Origin of the sequence: Streptomyces sp. GD-15H (genome assembly GCF_045291515.1) — a bacterium.
Lineage (GTDB): Bacteria > Actinomycetota > Actinomycetes > Streptomycetales > Streptomycetaceae > Streptomyces.
Window position 1 is genome coordinate 2,754,145 of the sequence record NZ_CP149447.1, and the last position, 16,641, is coordinate 2,770,785.

The following is a 16,641-nucleotide window of genomic DNA, read 5'->3' on the forward strand; positions in this document are numbered from 1 at the left end:
CGGCAGAGGTTAGGTTGGTGGCCGGGAGAGGGAGGGTCACGACCAGGTGGAGCGCAGGACGATCGGCGCGACGGCGCTCGCGGTGGGGGCCGTCGGACTCGGATGCATGCCGATGAGCTGGGCCTACAGCACCTCGCGGCAGCGCGGCGAGAACTCGCTCAGAGCGGTGCACCGGGCACTCGACCTGGGCTCGACGCTGCTGGACACGGCCGACATGTACGGCCCGTTCACCAACGAGCTGCTGTTGGGGCGGGTGTTGAAGGAGCGGCGTGGTGACGCCTTCGTGTCGACGAAGGTCGGCCTGCTGGTGGGCGACCAGCACATCGTGGCCAACGGCCGCCCCGGGTACGTGAGAAGAGCCTGTGACGCGTCCCTGAGGCGGCTCCAGACGGACGTCATCGATCTCTACCAGCTGCACCGCGCGGACCCGGAGGTGCCGGTCGAGGAGACCTGGGGCGCGATGGCCGAGCTCGTCCAGGCCGGAAAGGTACGGGCGCTGGGGCTCTGCGCGGTCGGCGCGCGGTCGGCGCGGCGGCCGGGGGCGCGGCTGCACGACACGACGATCCGGCAGCTGGAGCGGGTGCAACAGGTCTTCCCGGTGAGCGCGGTGGAGGCGGAACTGTCGGTGTGGTCGCCGGAGGCACTGGAGGCGCTGTTGCCGTGGTGCGGGGCGCGCGGTGTGGGCTTCCTGGCCGCGATGCCGCTCGGCAACGGCTTCCTGACCGGCACGCTGACACCGGGTGAGGGATTCGAGGCGGACGATCTGCGCGCCCGGCACCCCCGCTTCACGGCCGAGATGATGGCCGCGAACCAGCCGATCGTGGTCGGCCTGCGCCGTATCGCCCGCCGGCACGGCGAGGACGTCACCCCGGCGCAGGTGGCCCTGGCCTGGGTGTTGTCCCTGGGCGGGCAGGTGATCCCGGTGCCGGGCACCAAGCAGGAGCGGTGGGCCGCCGAGAACGCGGGGGCGGCGGAGCTGCGCCTGACGGAAAAGGACCTGGCGGAGATCGCGGAGCTGCCCGCGGCGCGGGGATCGTGGGACTGAGACGGTGGTGCGCGGTGATCGGCGATTCGGACTCGCGTGATCGGGAACCTGTGAGGCGCGAGCGGGGTATGACAAGGAGGACCTGCCGCGTCGAAGGGACAAGATCGTGCACCATCGAGCCGTTACGGCCGTGCTGGCCGCCGCCTCGCTCCTGCTGACGGCCGGCTGTTCCTCCGACGGCGGAGGAGCACCGGGCGAAGACGACAGCGCCCCACCGAGCCGTGCGACGGGGCAGTCCTCGCCCACGGAGCGCAGCGCCGAGGAGGCGCCCCCGGCGAAGGGCTCGGTGAAGGTGCTCCGCACGGTCACCGAGGACCTGAACACCCCCTGGGGCCTCGTCCCCCTGGAAGACGGCGATCTGCTGGTGTCCTCCCGGGACGAGGCGACGATCACCCGGGTCGACACGAAGACGGGCGAGAAGTCCGAGCTGGGCGAGGTGCCGGGGGTGTCGCGGCCGGCGAGGGCGGCCTGCTCGGCATCGCGCTCTCCCCGGAGTTCGCCTCGGACCACATGGTCTACGCCTACTTCACCTCGGCCTCGGACAACCGCGTCGTCCGCATGGTCTACGACGAGAAGAGGCCCGCGGGCGAGCAGTTGAGCGCACCCGACACCGTCTTCCGCGGCATTCCCAAGGGGGTGGTCCACAACGGCGGCCGGATCGCGTTCGGCCCGGACAAGATGCTGTACGTGGGCACGGGCGAGAGCGGGGACACCGGACTCTCCCAGGACAGGGGATCCCTGGGCGGCAAGATCCTTCGGCTGACCCCGGAGGGTGAGCCGGCACCGGGCAACCCGTTCCCCGACTCCCCGGTGTACTCGTACGGCCACCGCAATGTGCAGGGTCTGGCCTGGGACGGCAAGCAGCGCCTGTTCGCCTCGGAGTTCGGCCAGGACACCTGGGACGAACTGAACGCGATCAAGCCCGGTGACAACTACGGCTGGCCCGAGGCCGAGGGCTCGTCCGACAACGGCGACTTCCACAATCCGATAGACCAGTGGAGCACGGACGAGGCCTCCCCCAGCGGCATCGCGTACGCCGAGGGGTCGATCTGGATGGCGGGCCTGCGCGGCGAGCGCCTGTGGCGGATCCCGCTCAAGGGCGCGGAAGCCTCGGCGAACCCGCAGGCCTTCCTCGAGGGCGAGTACGGCCGGCTGCGCACGGTGGCCCCGGCCGGCGGCGACAAGCTGTGGCTGATCACCAGCAACACGGACGGCCGCGGCGACCCGAACGGCGAGGACGACCGCATCCTGGAGGTGCGGGTGAGCTAGGGCCCTTCGTTCGGTTCCGGTTCGGGGTGGTCCGGTGACGGGCGTACGACGACCCTTCCGGACGCGAGGTCCATCGGCCCGTGTCCGGGATCGGCGTCGCCGACGTCCTCACGGGTCAGTTCGAGCCGGTTCTGCTCGTCCCGGGTGTGCTTGCGGCCGGGAGCGAGCAGTTCCTCGAAGGCATCGGACATCGCTCCCCTTTCCAGGGCCGCACGGGCATCGGCCCGGGCCGCGCGGGCGTCAGCCCATCATCCCGCCGTCGACCTGTTCCCGGCCGGGAACAGGCCCAGGCGGTGGGCGACCGCCGCCGCCTCGCCCCGGCCGGAGACGCCCAGCTTGGCGAGGATGTTGGACACGTGGACGCTGGCCGTCTTCGGCGAGATGAACAGCTGCTCGGCGATACGGCGGTTGGTGTGGCCGACGGCCACCAGGCGCAGTACGTCGCGTTCCCGGCCGGTGAGGCCCAGGGCGTCGGCCGGATCGGTGGGCGCCGGGACGGGCTCCCGGGTGGCGGGGTCCAGCGCGAGGCGGGCGCGCTGGGCCAGCAGGGCGGCCGACCGGGCCAGCGGGGCGGCTCCGAGGTGCTCGGCGACGGCTCTGGACAGCCGGAGCAGCTCCGTGGCGCGGGCGCGCTCGTCCTCGTCCGCTCCGGAGGCGAGCAGCGCCCCGGCGAGCCGGAAGCGGACCCGCGCGAGGTCGTAGGGCCGTTCCAGCGGTTCCAGCGCGGCGACGGCGGCGGCCCACTCCCCCGGCGCCGGCCCTCGGCGCGCAGCAGCTCGGCGCGCAGCCACACTTCGTACGCCTGCCACAGCGGTACGCCGGTCGCCAGGCACTTGGCCGCCGCGCGGAGGTGCCCGAGGATCCGCGGGCGGTCCGGTTCGGTGGCCGGGTCGCCGTGGGCGTCTGCCTCGGCGGTCGCGGCGGCGAGCAGCAGCGGCCAGCCGTAGCGCTGGGTGCCGGGCGGGAGACCGGATTCGAAGTCGCCGAGAGCGGTGAGCAGTTCGGCCCGGGCGTCGACGAGACGGCCCTCCGCGGCGGCCACCCCGATGGCGACCCAGGTCATCGGCAGGGAGTACTGCGGCATGGAGTCGTGGGTGCCGAAGGAGGCGCGGGCCGCGCCGAGATGACGGTCCGCCGTGGCCAGGTCGCCCCGGTCGAGGGCGAGGTGGGCCAGCCGCACCCAGGCGCCGGCGCGGGGCTTGGCACTCTGCTCCAGGTGCTGGGCGCCGGCCGCGGCCCGGGCCGCCTCGTCCCAGCGGCCGAGGGAGTGGAGGGACTCGGCCAGATTGCCCCACACCCAGCCTTCCGCGTCCAGCAGCCCGAGCCTGCGGGTGACGCGTACGCCTTCGCGCAGGAGTTCGGCCGCTTCCGCCGAGCGGCCGATGCCTTCGAGGGCGGAGGGCAGGTTGATGTGGCTGCGGCCCACCACCGTATCCACGCCCAGTTCGGTCGCCCGGTCCTTGACCTCGTACATCTCGGCGAGGCCGGCGTCGATGGCGCCGGCGCCGACCATGAGGCCGCCGAGGGTGAGCCGGGCGTTGAGTTCGATGTCGTGGGCGCCGACCATGCGCGCGTACTCGACGGCCCGTTCGGCGGCGGCCATGGCGTCGGGGCCCGGTTCGTGCAGCATGGACCAGCCGGCGACGGAGGCGAGGACCTCGGCGTGCACCTCGGAAGGAGGCAGACCGCGGACCAGGTCCTGGGCGACGCCGAGTTCGGTCCAGCCGTCGCCCCGGGCGAGGGACGTGGTCAGCCGGAAGCGCTGTACCCAGAACCAGGCGGCGCGCAGCGGGTCCGGTTCCTCCTCGAGGACGCGCAGGGCCCGCTTGGTGATCTTCATGGCGCGTTCACGTTCCCCGCAGAGGCGTCCGGCGACGGCGGCCTCGGCCATCAGGTCGAGGTAGCGCAGTGGGGTGGTGTCGGTGTCGCCGGAGGTGGCGCCGGGTGCCGTGTCGCGGCGGCGCGGCCGCGGAGGCCGGTAGGCCTCGGTGTAGTCGGCCGGGCGCAGGCCGGCCCGTACGGCGTCGGGGACGGCGTCCCACAGTTCCATCGCCCTTTCCAGCAGGCCTAGTTGCTCGGAATAGGCGTGGCGTCGGCGGGCCTCGACGGAGGCGTCGAGGACGGCGGGCAGCGCTTTGGCCGCGTCGTGGGCGTGGTACCAGTAGCTGGCCAGGCGCGTCACCCGTTCGTCGGCGGGCACGGGCGTGGGGTCGGCCTCCAGGGCCTCGGCGTAGCGGCGGTTGAGGCGGGAGCGTTCGCCGGGCAGCAGGTCGTCGCTGACGGCCTCGCGGACCAGGGAGTGGCGGAAGCGGTAGCCGTCGCGGTCGGGCGCGGGCGTGAGGATGCTGGCGTTCACCGTCGAGCGCAGCGCGTCGAGGAGGTCGTCCTCGGCGAGCCGGGCGACGGCGGCCAGCAGCCGGTACTCGACGGTGGAACCGCCCTCGGCGACGTACCGGACCACCTGCTGGGCGCTCTCGGGCAGACGCTCGACCCTGACCAGGAGCAGATCGCGCAGGGAGTCGGTGAGACCGGTGTGGCAGCCCTCGTGGGAGGCGACGGCGAGTTCCTCGACGAAGAAGGCGTTGCCGTCGGAACGCTCGAAGATCTCGTCGACGCGTTCCGGTTCGGGTTCCCGGGCAAGGATGCCGGCGATCTGCAGGCCGACCTCCTCGCGGTTGAAACGGCAGAGTTCGATGCGGTGGACCGCGCGGAGCCGGTCGAGTTCGGCGAGGAGGGGGCGCAGCGGGTGGCGGCGGTGGATGTCGTCGGAGCGGTAGGTGGCGAGGACGACGAGGCGGCCGGTGCGCAGGGTACGGAAGAGGTAGGCGAGCAGATGCCGGGTGGAGGCGTCCGCCCAGTGCAGGTCCTCCAGGGCGAGGATTACGGTGTGCTCGGCGGCGACGCGCTCCAGCAGGCGGGCGGTGAGTTCGAAGAGGCGGGCCATGCCCTGTTCGTCGCGCCGGGTCTCGGGGACGGGGGTGCCGAGTTCGGGCAGCAGGCGGGCCAGTTCCTCCTCCTGCCCGGCGGCCGCGGCGGCGAGTTGGTCGGGCAGTTCGCGGCGCAGTCCGCGCAGGGCGGTGGAGAAGGGGGCGAAAGGCAGCCCGTCGGCGCCGATCTCGACGCAGCCACCGAGCGCGACGACCGCGCCCCGGCGGCGGGCCTCGGCGGCGAACTCCTCGACGAGGCGGGTCTTTCCGACGCCGGCCTCTCCTCCGACGAGCAGCGCCTGCGGCACGCCCGTGCCTTCGATGGCGCGGACGAGCGCGGTGTTCAACGCGTCGAGTTCACCGGCACGACCGACGAACACGGGACTGACGGACCTGGTCTCCACGGCTCCGAGCATCGCACGGGGGTCCGGCATCGCGGCACCGGTTTTCACCGTGTGGAGCACCACCGGGTGATGCCCGTCGGCGACGGGAGCGGGCCGGAGCCCTCCGCTCCCCTCGGTGTTCATACCGCTCGGGCGGACCGGCGCCGGCGTGGGCCGCGGCCATGGCTCTCGGGCTCGGCGCCCCGTGCGTTGGCTCCGCGGCGGGCGGCGCGCTCGAGGCGGACGGCCTCACGGGCCTGATGCTCTTGCTCGGCCTGGCGGACGAGCTCGGCGGAACGGTACTTGTGGATCTCGTACTCGTACATGGTGTGATCCCTCGGAGAGCGGGTGCCGGACATCGCTTTCCGCGATGCCTCCACCTTCGCCTCCCAGACGGGTCGGCCACATCGGAAGAGTTCCGCATCTTCGGCGGCCGTCGGGGCCTTAGACATGCGGTGAGACACACGTGAGGGGCCTTAGGCCGTCCGTGAGGTGCTCGTGGACGGCCTAAGGCCCCTGGAGAACCGGCTCAGCCGGTGGCGGGCAGGCCGAGCAGCACGTCGGTGTACGTGAGGACGGCGAGCAGCAGCCCGAGGGCACCGAGCGCGACACCGGCCCAGGCGACCGACTTGATCCAGGGCGCCCGCGTACCGCCGGGCGCCCCGAAGGCGGGCCGGACGAGCACCACGGCGCCGATGATCAGGGCGGCCAGGGCGAACATGCCGCCCCATACCGCGCTGGCGTGCCAGGCGTCGCCGTACACCTCCTTGATCTGTGTGGCGACGGTCGAGTCCGCGGCGGTCTCCAGCCGGCCGACGAGGGTTTCGCGGGCGGCGGCCACCGTGCCGAGCCAGCTGCCGGTGAGCGAGACGATGCCGAGCCCGGCGGAGCCGATCGCCGCGGCGCCCCGCCCGACACCGGAGGCGCCCGGCTCCCGGGTCCCGGTCGCGTCCTCGGCCACCGGTTCCGGCCCCGGTTCCGCTTCCGGCCCCGGTTCCGCTTCCGTCCCCGGCTTCGGCGCCGTGGTGGCGTCCGCGTCGGTGACGTCCACGGCCGTCTCGGTCCCGGCCTCGCTCCTGCCGTCGGCCCCGGCCGCGTTCTCGGTGTCGGCCGCGTTCTCGGTCTCGGTCCTGGTTTCCATGGTGCGCTCGTTACGGACGCTCTCTGAGAGGCGCCTCAGTGACCGCTGTGCGCCCTGGAGCACGCCGGACCGCGGGCGCTATCGGTTCGCACGCGCGTGCGCCTGCCGCCATTCGGGGGCCAGGACCGACCACACCTCCAGGTCGTGCCGTACGCCGTGGTGGAGATGGGCCTCGCGCCGCACCCCGTCCCGGGTCATGCCGAGCCGGCGGGCGATGTTCAGGCTGGGCTCGTTGCCGGCGGCGGCGACCCACTCCACGCGGTGGATGCCGCGCTGCTCGACCGCCCAGTCGATCAGCACCCGCATCGCGCGGGTGACGAGCCCGCGCCCGGTGGCGGCGGGCTCGAGCCAGCAGCCCACCTCACAGGTGCCGTTCTCGGCGTCGAAGTGGAGGGTGAGCACCCCGCCCACGAGCCTGCCGTCCAGCCACAGGCCGTGCAGCGAGGCCGTGTCGGCGGCGCGGAAGTCGGCGTACCGCTGGAGCGTCTCCCGCGCGGTGGGCACGTCGGTGGCCTTGGAGCCGAAGGGGACGTACTGGTTGATGAACTCCCGGCCCCGCTCCAGATGCGCGAGGAACTCCTCCGCGTGCCAGGGCTCCAGGGGACGCAGTTCGGCTCCGTCGTCACCCAGTCGTATCGCGTACATTCCGCTCCCGCCCCTCCTGCGCAGGCACGGTCGCCACCTCGACGTCCGTGGCCGTGGCCGTGGCCAGCCTTTCATGGGCGGCGCGGGCCTCGGGAGGCTCGATGCTGATGCGCGGCAGGATCCGGTCCAGCGAGCGCGGCAGCCACCAGTTGGCCCCGCCGAGCAGATGCATGAGCGCGGGGACCAGCAGGGTCCGCAGCACAAAGGCGTCGAGGGCGACGGCCACGGCGAGCGCGATGCCGAACATGGCGATCACGCGGTCGCCGGTCAGGACGAAGGCGAGGAAGACCGAGATCATGATCACGGCCGCGGAGTTGATCACTCTGCCGGTCTCCGCGAGGCCGACCCGTACCGCACGCCGGTTGTCACCGGTCTCCAGCCACTCCTCGTACATGCGGCTGACCAGGAAGACCTGGTAGTCCATGGAGAGCCCGAAGAGGACCGACACCATGATCACCGGCAGGAAGGGTTCGATGGGGCCCGCCCGGCCGAGGCCGAGCAGTTCGCTGCCCCAGCCCCACTGGAAGATCGCCACGATCACACCGAAGGCGGCGGCGACGGCGGCCACGTTCATCGCGGCGGCCTTGAGCGGGATCGCGACGGACCGGAAGGCGAGCATGAGCAGCAGGCAGCCCAGGCCTATGACGACACCCACGAACACGGGCAGCTTGCCGATGATGACGTCGGCGAAGTCGTCGTCGCCGGCCGTCACTCCACCGACCCGTACATCGAGCGTGGTACCGGTCTCGGCGCGCGGCAGCACGTCCTGTCGCAGCCGGTCGACGAGGTCGCTGGTCCGCTTCGACTGCGGGGACGACTCGGGTACGACGGTGAGGTACGCGGTGTCGCCGCCGGCGCTGTGGACCACCTGTCCCACGGACGCGACGCCCTCGGTCGCGCGCAGCGTGGGGCCGAGCCGGTCCAGGGCGAGCCGGTCGGCGGCGCCGTCGATTTCGGTGACGAGGGTGAGGGGGCCGTTGACCCCGGGCCCGAAGCCGTCGGCGAGGAGGTCGTAGGCCTGGCGGGTGGTGGACGTCCTGGGGGCGTTGCCCTGGTCGGAGGTGCCGAGGTGCAGGGAGAAGGTGGGCAGCGCCAGCACCGTCATGACGACCAGCGCGAGCGCGCCGAGCAGCCTGGGGTGGCGTTCGACGAACGCCGACCAGCGGGCGGCGAAGCCGGTCGGCAGCTCGGGCTGGGGGCCGAGTTCCGCCAGTCGGCGCCGCTCGCGGCGGCTGAGCGCGCGCATGCCGATGAACGACAGCAGGGCGGGCAGCAGGGTGACGGAGGCGGCGACGGTCAGCACGACGGTGAGCGAGGCCGCGACGGCGACGCCGTTGAGGAAGTTCAGCCGGAGGATCAGCATGCCCAGCAGGGCGATGCAGACGGTGGCACCCGCGAACACGACCGCGCGTCCGGTGGTGGCGACGGCTTCGGTGGCGGCCTCGGTGACGGACAGCCCGCGCTTCAGTCCGCGCCGGTGCCTGGTCACGATGAACAGCGCGTAGTCGATGCCGACGCCGAGTCCGATCAGCATGCCGAGCATGGGCGCGAAGTCGGCGACGGTCATGACGTGCCCGAGCAGCACGATTCCGGCGTAGGCGGTGCCGACCCCGACCAGCGCGGTGGCGATGGGGAGCAGCGAGGCGGCGAGCGAGCCGAAGGCGAGGAAGAGGACGACGGCGGCGACGGCCACACCGATGACCTCGGCGAGGTGCCCCTCGGGGGCCTCGGTCAGTGCGGCGGCGCTGCCGCCCAGTTCGACCTGGAGTCCGTCGGTCTCCGCGGTCTGCGCCGCCTCGACCACGGCCGCCGCCTCGGCCGGGTCGATGTCCTTGGCCAGATCGTCGAAGATGACGGTGGCGTACGCGGTGCGGCCGTCCGCGCTGATCCGGCCGGGGCCCTGGTCGTCGTACGGACCGGTCACGGCGGTGACGCCGGGCAGCTCCTCGATCCGGTCCAGGGTGCGGGTCATGGTCTGTTCGACGTCGGTGTCCCGGACGCTGCCGGACGTGGTGTGCCAGACGAGGGTGTCGCTGTCACCCCCGAGGGCCGGGAACCCTTCGTGCAGCAGCTCGGCGGCGTGTCCGGACTCGGTGCCGGGCACCTCGTAGTCGTTCGAGTACGCGGATCCGGCCGCGAAGGCCCCCGCAGTGACCCCGCCGAGGGCGAGGAGCCACAGCAGAACCGTGATCAGACGACGTCGGACACACCAGCGTGCGAGGGCTGCCACGAAACGTGCTCCCAGAGAGACAGTGTGGATCTTTGACCGGGAACAGCCGCGTGTGAACTGGACAACCCGCAAAGAACGCATGAGCAGTGCAATGCCACTCTTGCAGGCAAAAGTGATCGATTACCGGGTTCGTGGGCTTATTCACAGTAAGAGGAGGCAATTCATGCGACAAACGCACCGGATCTGTCACTGGACGTGACGTCGCTCACCCGCCGCTCGTCCGTTGCCGTTGCACTCGTTCTCGCCCGTTCTCGCCCGTTTCGACCCGCGATTCAGTCGAACTGGCCCCCCGGCCCCCTCACCGTCAGCCCCGCGACCAACAGCCACAGCGCCCTGCGGGTCCGTCCGCGTGAGCCCAGTACGGCGGCGAGGGCGCAGCCGCCGGCCCCGCAGCGGGACCGTGGAGGCCGAGACGTCCGACTGGCTGCCGGACGGCCGGTGCGAGTGCTGCTGTGGTGCGACGTCGTGGCCGAGGCGAGCACGGAGGGGTTCGTCGTGCGGACGAGCCGCGGGAGCGCGGAGATGCTGCGCACGGACGAAGGCCGCACGCTGGACTTCGCGCGCGTGGTGGGGCGTCGGCCCCGACCACGTGAAGCGCCGGCCGTGACCGCATGACCGTAGGTACGAGAGAGGGGTGACGCATCGGGCCCGATGCGTCACCCCTCTCTCGTCCGCCCTTGAGGATCAGCCCTCGCCGACGCCCAGCTTCTGAAGGATCAGCTCCTTCACACGGGCCGCGTCCGCCTGACCGCGCGTGGCCTTCATGACCGCGCCGACCAGCGCACCGGCCGCCGCGACCTTGCCGCCACGGATCTTGTCCGCGACACCCGGGTTGCCGGCGATGGCCTCCTCCACGGCGGCGGTGAGCGCGCCGTCGTCGGAGACGACCTTCAGGCCGCGCTTCTCGACCACCTCGTCCGGCGTGCCCTCGCCCGCGAGGACGCCCTCGATGACCTGACGGGCCAGCTTGTCGTTCAGATCACCGGAGGTCACCAGCGCGCTGAGGCGGGCGACCTGCTCCGGCGTGATCGCCAGCTCGTCGAGCGCCCTGGCGGACTCGTTGGCGCTGCGGGCGAGCTCGCCCATCCACCACTTGCGCGCGGAGGCCGCGTCCGCACCGGCGGCGATCGTGGCGACGATCGGATCCAGCGCACCGGCGTTGAGGATCGCCTGCATGTCGGTGGCGGAGACGCCCCACTCCTCGCGGAGCCGGTTGCGGCGCACCAGCGGCAGCTCGGGCAGCCCGGCGCGCAGTTCCTCGACCCACTCGCGGGACGGCGCCACCGGGACCAGGTCGGGCTCCGGGAAGTACCGGTAGTCCTCGGCCTCCTCCTTCACGCGGCCGGAGGTCGTCGACCCCGTGTCCTCGTGGAAGTGCCGGGTCTCCTGGATGATCGTCCCGCCGCCGCCCAGCACGGCGGCGTGCCGCTGGATCTCGAAGCGGGCGGCACGCTCCACGGACCGCAGCGAGTTGACGTTCTTCGTCTCCGAGCGGGTGCCGAACTTCTCCCGCCCGTGCGGACGCAGCGACAGGTTGACGTCGCAGCGCATCTGGCCCATCTCCATCCGGGCCTCGGACACACCGAGCGCCCGGATGAGCTCGCGCAGCTCACGCACGTAGGCGCGCGCGACCTCGGGAGCACGCTCCCCGGCACCGACGATCGGCTTGGTGACGATCTCGATCAGCGGGATGCCGGCGCGGTTGTAGTCGAGCAGGGAGTGGGACGCGCCGTGGATACGGCCGGTGGCGCCGCCGACGTGCGTCGACTTGCCGGTGTCCTCCTCCATGTGGGCGCGCTCGATGTCCACGCGGAAGGTCTCGCCGTCCTCCAGCTGCACGTCGAGGTAACCGTTGAAGGCGATCGGCTCGTCGTACTGGGAGGTCTGGAAGTTCTTCGGCATGTCCGGATAGAAGTAGTTCTTCCGGGCGAAACGGCACCACTCGGCGATCTCGCAGTTCAGCGCGAGACCGATCTTGATCGCCGACTCGACGCCGGTCGCGTTGACGACCGGGAGCGCGCCGGGCAGGCCGAGGCAGACCGGGCAGGTCTGGGTGTTCGGGTCGGCGCCGAGCGCCGTCGAGCAGCCGCAGAACATCTTGGTCTTGGTGCCGAGTTCGACATGGACCTCGAGGCCCATGACGGGGTCGTACGACGCCAGCGCGTCCTCGTACGACACCAGGTCGGTCGTGGTGGTCACGGTGAAACTTCCCTCTCAGCCCAGCAGGACGTCGTCGTCGCCCAGCCGCTTCAGCTCGCGGTAGAGGATGGCGAGGCCGGTGACGATGGCGGCGGCGGACACGGTGGCGTCGATCAGGACCAGGGTGTCCTTCTCCAGCCGGGCCTTCTTGACGCGCTTGGCGACGCCGAACGCGCCGAACGCGGTGGCGGCCATGGACAGGTACGTACCGGACCTGGACTTCTTGAAGCCCTTGGCCTTGGTCAGTGCACTCACAGCGACGGAGCCTCCTCGAGCAGCGGGTGGCCCCACTTTTCCACGAAGGCGGCCTCGACGGCGGCACCCACCTTGTAGAGGCGGTCGTCCTTCATGACCGGGGCGATGATCTGCAGTCCGACCGGCAGGCCGTCCTCGGGCGCGAGGCCGCAGGGCAGCGACATGGCGGCGTTGCCGGCCAGGTTGGTCGGGATGGTGCACAGGTCGGCGAGGTACATCGCCATCGGGTCGTCGGCACGCTCGCCGATCGGGAAGGCGGTGGTGGGGGTCGTCGGGGAGACGATCACGTCGACCTGCTCGAACGCCTTGTCGAAGTCCTGCTTGATCAGCGTGCGGACCTTCTGGGCGCTGCCGTAGTACGCGTCGTAGTAGCCGCTCGACAGGGCGTACGTGCCGAGCATGATGCGGCGCTTGACCTCGGGGCCGAAGCCGGCCTCACGGGTCAGCGAGGTGACCTCCTCGGCGGAGTGCGTTCCGTCGTCGCCGCTCCGCAGGCCGTAGCGCAGGCCGTCGAAGCGGGCGAGGTTGGAGGAGCACTCGGACGGTGCGATCAGGTAGTACGCCGACAGCGCGAGGTCGAAGGACGGGCAGTCCAGCTCGACGATCTCGGCGCCCAGTTCCTTGAGGAGCTCGACGGTCTCGTCGAACCGCTGGACGACGCCGGCCTGGTAGCCCTCACCGCGGAACTGCTTGACGACACCGACGCGCAGGCCGGTGACCGAGCCGTTGCGGGCGGCCTCGACGACCGGCGGGACCGGGGCGTCGATGGAGGTGGAGTCGAGCGGGTCGTGCCCGGCGATGACCTCGTGCAGCAGGGCCGTGTCCAGGACCGTGCGGGCGCAGGGGCCGCCCTGGTCGAGGGAGGAGGAGAACGCCACCATGCCGTAGCGGGAGACCGCGCCGTAGGTCGGCTTCACACCGACGGTGCCGGTGACGGAGGCCGGCTGGCGGATGGAGCCACCGGTGTCGGTGCCGATGGCGAGGGGGGCCTGGAAGGAGGCGAGCGCGGCGCTCGACCCGCCGCCGGACCCGCCGGGGATCTTGGTGAGGTCCCAGGGGTTGCCGGTCGGGCCGTAGGCGCTGTTCTCGGTCGACGACCCCATGGCGAACTCGTCCATGTTGGTCTTGCCGAGGATGACGACGTCGGCGGCCTTGAGCCGCTTGGTGAGCGTCGCGTCGTACGGCGGGATCCAGCCCTCGAGGAGCTTCGAGCCGACGGTGGTCGGGATGCCCTCGGTGGTGAAGATGTCCTTGAGGGCGAGGGGGACGCCGGCCAGCGGGCCGAGCTTCTCGCCCCTGGCCCGCTTCTCGTCAACGGCGCGGGCCTGGGCGAGGGCGCCCTCGCGGTCGACGTGCAGGAAGGCGTGCACCTTCTCGTCGACGGCCTCGATCCGGGTCAGGTGAGCCTCGGTGACCTGGACGGCCGTGAGCTCGCCGGAGGCGATCTTCGCGGCGGTGTCGGCGGCCGTGAGCTTGATGATGTCCATCATGGAATTCAGTCCTCCCCCAGGATCTGCGGCACCTTGAAACGCTGCTGCTCCTGGGCCGGGGCGCCGGAGAGCGCCTGCTCGGGGGTGAGCGAGGGACGGACCTCGTCCGGGCGCATGACGTTCGTCAGCGGCAGCGGGTGCGAGGTCGGCGGTACGTCTTGGTCGGCGACCTCGCTGACGCGGGCCACCGCGCCGATGATGTCGTCGAGCTGGCCTGCGAAGTGGTCGAGCTCTTCGGGCTTCAGCTCCAGACGCGCCAGCCGGGCGAGGTGGGCGACCTCCTCGCGCGTAATGCCAGGCATGCAGCGATCCTCTGGGGTGAGTGTGCGGTTCGGGGCTAGGCCGTCGCGATCCGGGCCAGGCGTGGAGCGGCGGGCGGGAAGGTGACGACAGGCCCCAATCCTATGGGGCGCCGCCCCGTACCCGTGAAACGGTTTCCCCCGCCCCCGAAACCACGGCACACCGGTGCCACGATCAGGACGCCGGAACCCGGGCCGACACCACCCCCTCCGCACCCGGCCCGTGCCGGGACGAAACGCTGTCAGGCCCGGCGGGTCGAGTCGTCGGATGCTGCCGCGGGGAGGGCCACTGCCGGGCGTTGCCAGCCCCGGGAGCCGCGGGCGAGGAGCCAGGCCGTGGCCTCGTCGGGCGGCATCGCGGCCGCGACCAGCCAGCCTTGGACGGCGTCGCAGTCGAGGTCGCGCAGGCGTTCCCAGGTCTCGTCGTCCTCGACGCCCTCGGCGACGACGAGCAGGCCGAGCGAATGGGCGAGGTCGATGGTGCAGCGCACGATCTCGGCGTCCTCGGCGTCGACGGCCAGCCGGGCCACGAAGGAGCGGTCGATCTTCAGTTCGCTGACGGGCAGCCGCCGCAGGTGCACGAGGGAGGAGTAGCCGGTGCCGAAGTCGTCCAGGGACATCTTCACGCCGTGCCCGGTCAGCCCGTTGAGGGTGTCGGCGGCGCGCTGCGGGTCCTCCAGGAGGACGTGCTCGGTGATCTCGAGTTGGAGCGCTCCCGCCGGCACACCGTGCCGGGCCAGTCGCGCCGCGACGGAGCCGGCGAAGCCGGGGGTGTGGACGTCACGCGGGGAGACGTTGACCGCGACCGGCACGAACAGGCCCTGGGAGCGCCACCGGGCGACCTGTCCGAGGGCGGTTTCCAGCACGTACTCGGTGAGACGCGGCATCAGGCCGGAAGACTCGGCGATCGCTATGAACTCGTCCGGCGGGACCCTGCCTCGCTCCGGGTGCACCCAGCGGACCAGGGCCTCCAGGCCCGCGACCTGTCCATCGAAGCGGACCTTGGGCTGGTAGTGGAGCTGGACCTCGTGGGCGTCCAGGGCCCGGCGCAGGTCGCCCAGGAGTCCCAGCCGGTCGGGGGTGTTGGAGTCCCGCTTGGACTCGTAGACCTCGACGCCGGTACGGTCCCGTTTGGCCTGGTACATCGCCACGTCCGCCCGCCGCAGCAGCCCCTCGGCGTCGAGGGCGTGATCGGGGAAGACGGCGACGCCCGCGCTGGCCTCCAGTACGAGGGTGAGCCCGTCGAGGTCGAGCGGCGAGCTCAGCGCGGAGACCAGACTGCGGGCGACCCGGGTCGCGGACGTCGTGGAGTCGGCGACCGGCAGTAACACGGCGAACTCGTCGCCACCGAGCCGCGCGGCCTCCGCCCCGCGCGGCAGGGCCAGCCTCAGCCGGTCGGCGATCTGCAGCAGCAGCCGGTCACCGGCAAGGTGACCGAGAGTGTCATTGACCGATCGGAAACGGTCGAGGTCGATCAGCATCAGGGCAGCGCGGGCGCCGATGCGCTCGGCGTCGTCCAGCGCGGTCCAGATGCGCTCCAGCAGCCACTGGCGGTTGGGCAGCCCGGTCAGCGGATCGCGCAACTGCTCCTCCGCTCGGGCCCTCGCTATCCACAGGGTGGAGTCGAGCGCGATCAGCGGGATGGCGAACAGGGGCAGCAGAATCGGCCGGGCGTACGCGACCACGCAGATCAGCGGCGCTATACCGAGCAGCGCGACCGCGACCAGGCCCTGTCTGGCCAGGGCGGTGCGGGCGACGGTGGGCAGTCCGGCGCGCGGGGTGTGCAGGTACCAGAGGAGGGTGCGGGTGACCGCGAGATACGCGAGAGCGGCCAGCACCACCTCGGCAGCGGTGTGCAGGCCCCAGGTGTCCGGGGTCGAGGGGGACTCGACGGACGGTGCGGACCCGAAGAGGGCCGGCACCAGCGCGCCGGCGCTGATGCCGAGCAGGTCCACCGCGCCGTGCAGGATGCCCTGGCGCCAGCGGCCCCGCCTGGCTACGCCGACCAGCACGACCACGGTGAGGCTGACCATGGCGGCCGGGACCCAGCCGTAGAGCAGCAGCACGGCGAGGGTGACGGCGCCGCCCGATCCGGTGCCGCCCCACCAGCGGCAGCGGCCCAGCATCACCAGGTGACCGACGATGATCCCGGTCAGTACGGCCAGGGACCAGCCGACCCGGCCGGACGGGAAGAGCGCGTGCCCACCGGTGAACGCCCGCAGGAAGCCGACACCCAGCACGAACGCGGCCGCCGCGACGACCACCGTGGGCAACGCGGGCCGGGACGGGTGGCGTTCCGTGTCCGCTCCTGACAATCCGGTGCGGTACGAGGGCAGTCCGGTGCCCGGCGAGGACGCTCCGGGACCGCGCGGCGCCTGTCCTGGTCCGTGCGGGGGCCGTCCGGGAGCGTGTCCGGCGGCAGGCTGTCCGCCAGCCGACTGCCCGGCGGCCGGCGGTCCGGCGCCGCGTGCGTTCCCCGCGCGCGCGTCCGCGGTGTGCGCCGCGGGGCGCCCCTGCGTGCCCGGATGCCCCGCGGGCCGCCCGTCCCCACGTCTGCGTCGTCGTACGGCCGCCATGCGGCGCAGGCCCAGGCGCAGCCGTGAGCCCGGGGCGGCGCTCTCGGTGGGTTCCATTCCCGTCCCTCTCACAGCCGGCGGTGCCCACACCACACGGCTCGATGCCCGACTACCCTCAGCGGCTCCGTGTTGGAAAGCCCTTCCACGGCCCCGTCATGAACACAGGGATGCCCCGACCGCAG

General features: G+C 72.2%; 11 protein-coding genes and 2 pseudogenes. 2 read left to right on the forward strand and 11 right to left on the reverse strand.

Annotated elements, in window-relative coordinates:
* Positions 1 to 46 precede the first annotated feature (46 nt).
* On the forward strand, positions 47 to 1,045 hold the full coding sequence (locus WJ438_RS12845) for an aldo/keto reductase (RefSeq protein ID WP_406725360.1): 999 nt from the start codon (positions 47 to 49) through the stop codon (positions 1,043 to 1,045).
* Between the two features lie 106 nt (positions 1,046 to 1,151).
* Positions 1,152 to 2,314: pseudogene (locus tag WJ438_RS12850) on the forward strand (PQQ-dependent sugar dehydrogenase).
* On the opposite strand, the gene WJ438_RS12855 reads toward WJ438_RS12850, so the two are convergent.
* The 11 genes and pseudogenes from WJ438_RS12855 to WJ438_RS12905 all read right to left on the reverse strand — a co-directional run bounded on the left by WJ438_RS12855 (position 2,311) and on the right by WJ438_RS12905 (position 16,516).
* Positions 2,311 to 2,505 (reverse strand): DUF6191 domain-containing protein, encoded by a 195-nt coding sequence (locus tag WJ438_RS12855; RefSeq protein ID WP_406725361.1) that lies wholly within the window; start codon positions 2,503 to 2,505, stop codon positions 2,311 to 2,313. The pseudogene WJ438_RS12850 and the gene WJ438_RS12855 overlap by 4 nt on opposite strands.
* Before the next feature lie 57 nt (positions 2,506 to 2,562).
* Positions 2,563 to 5,657: pseudogene (locus WJ438_RS12860) on the reverse strand (AAA family ATPase).
* A 107-nt stretch (positions 5,658 to 5,764) separates the two neighbouring features.
* Positions 5,765 to 5,950, reverse strand: coding sequence for a hypothetical protein (locus WJ438_RS12865; RefSeq protein WP_406725362.1), 186 nt, complete (start codon positions 5,948 to 5,950; stop codon positions 5,765 to 5,767).
* A gap of 203 nt (positions 5,951 to 6,153) precedes the next feature.
* Positions 6,154 to 6,765, reverse strand: a complete 612-nt coding sequence (locus WJ438_RS12870) for a hypothetical protein (RefSeq protein WP_406725363.1) — start codon at positions 6,763 to 6,765, stop codon at positions 6,154 to 6,156.
* Positions 6,766 to 6,843: 78 nt separating this feature from the next.
* Positions 6,844 to 7,410, reverse strand: a complete 567-nt coding sequence (locus tag WJ438_RS12875; protein WP_406725364.1) for a GNAT family N-acetyltransferase — start codon at positions 7,408 to 7,410, stop codon at positions 6,844 to 6,846.
* Positions 7,388 to 9,640: an MMPL family transporter gene (locus WJ438_RS12880; RefSeq protein WP_406725365.1), complete on the reverse strand. Its 2,253-nt coding sequence runs from the start codon at positions 9,638 to 9,640 to the stop codon at positions 7,388 to 7,390. The genes WJ438_RS12875 and WJ438_RS12880 overlap by 23 nt, the downstream gene beginning before the upstream one ends.
* Positions 9,641 to 10,324: 684 nt before the next feature.
* Positions 10,325 to 11,839, reverse strand: coding sequence for an Asp-tRNA(Asn)/Glu-tRNA(Gln) amidotransferase subunit GatB (gene gatB / locus WJ438_RS12885; protein WP_406725366.1), 1,515 nt, complete (start codon positions 11,837 to 11,839; stop codon positions 10,325 to 10,327).
* A 15-nt stretch (positions 11,840 to 11,854) separates the two neighbouring features.
* Complete coding sequence (locus tag WJ438_RS12890; protein WP_406725367.1) at positions 11,855 to 12,094, reverse strand: hypothetical protein; 240 nt, start codon at positions 12,092 to 12,094, stop codon at positions 11,855 to 11,857.
* The gene (gene gatA, locus WJ438_RS12895) at positions 12,091 to 13,584 is read right to left on the reverse strand and encodes an Asp-tRNA(Asn)/Glu-tRNA(Gln) amidotransferase subunit GatA (protein WP_406725368.1); all 1,494 of its coding nucleotides are present in this window, start codon (positions 13,582 to 13,584) and stop codon (positions 12,091 to 12,093) included. Before gatA ends, WJ438_RS12890 begins: the two co-directional genes overlap by 4 nt.
* Positions 13,585 to 13,589: 5 nt before the next feature.
* Positions 13,590 to 13,886, reverse strand: a complete 297-nt coding sequence (gene gatC, locus WJ438_RS12900) for an Asp-tRNA(Asn)/Glu-tRNA(Gln) amidotransferase subunit GatC (protein ID WP_031117542.1) — start codon at positions 13,884 to 13,886, stop codon at positions 13,590 to 13,592.
* Positions 13,887 to 14,125: 239 nt separating this feature from the next.
* Complete coding sequence (locus tag WJ438_RS12905; protein WP_406725369.1) at positions 14,126 to 16,516, reverse strand: putative bifunctional diguanylate cyclase/phosphodiesterase; 2,391 nt, start codon at positions 16,514 to 16,516, stop codon at positions 14,126 to 14,128.
* Positions 16,517 to 16,641 lie beyond the last annotated feature (125 nt).

Bases quoted from the DNA above. Each gene is read 5' to 3' on its own strand.
- WJ438_RS12855 (WP_406725361.1), bottom strand. From the start codon at position 2,505: ATGTCCGATGCCTTCGAGGAACTGCTCGCTCCCGGCCGCAAGCACACC.
- WJ438_RS12865 (WP_406725362.1), bottom strand. From the start codon at position 5,950: ATGTACGAGTACGAGATCCACAAGTACCGTTCCGCCGAGCTCGTCCGC.
- WJ438_RS12870 (WP_406725363.1), bottom strand. From the start codon at position 6,765: ATGGAAACCAGGACCGAGACCGAGAACGCGGCCGACACCGAGAACGCG.
- WJ438_RS12875 (WP_406725364.1), bottom strand. From the start codon at position 7,410: ATGTACGCGATACGACTGGGTGACGACGGAGCCGAACTGCGTCCCCTG.
- gatA (WP_406725368.1), bottom strand. From the start codon at position 13,584: ATGATGGACATCATCAAGCTCACGGCCGCCGACACCGCCGCGAAGATC.
- gatC (WP_031117542.1), bottom strand. From the start codon at position 13,886: ATGCCTGGCATTACGCGCGAGGAGGTCGCCCACCTCGCCCGGCTGGCG.
- WJ438_RS12905 (WP_406725369.1), bottom strand. From the start codon at position 16,516: ATGGAACCCACCGAGAGCGCCGCCCCGGGCTCACGGCTGCGCCTGGGC.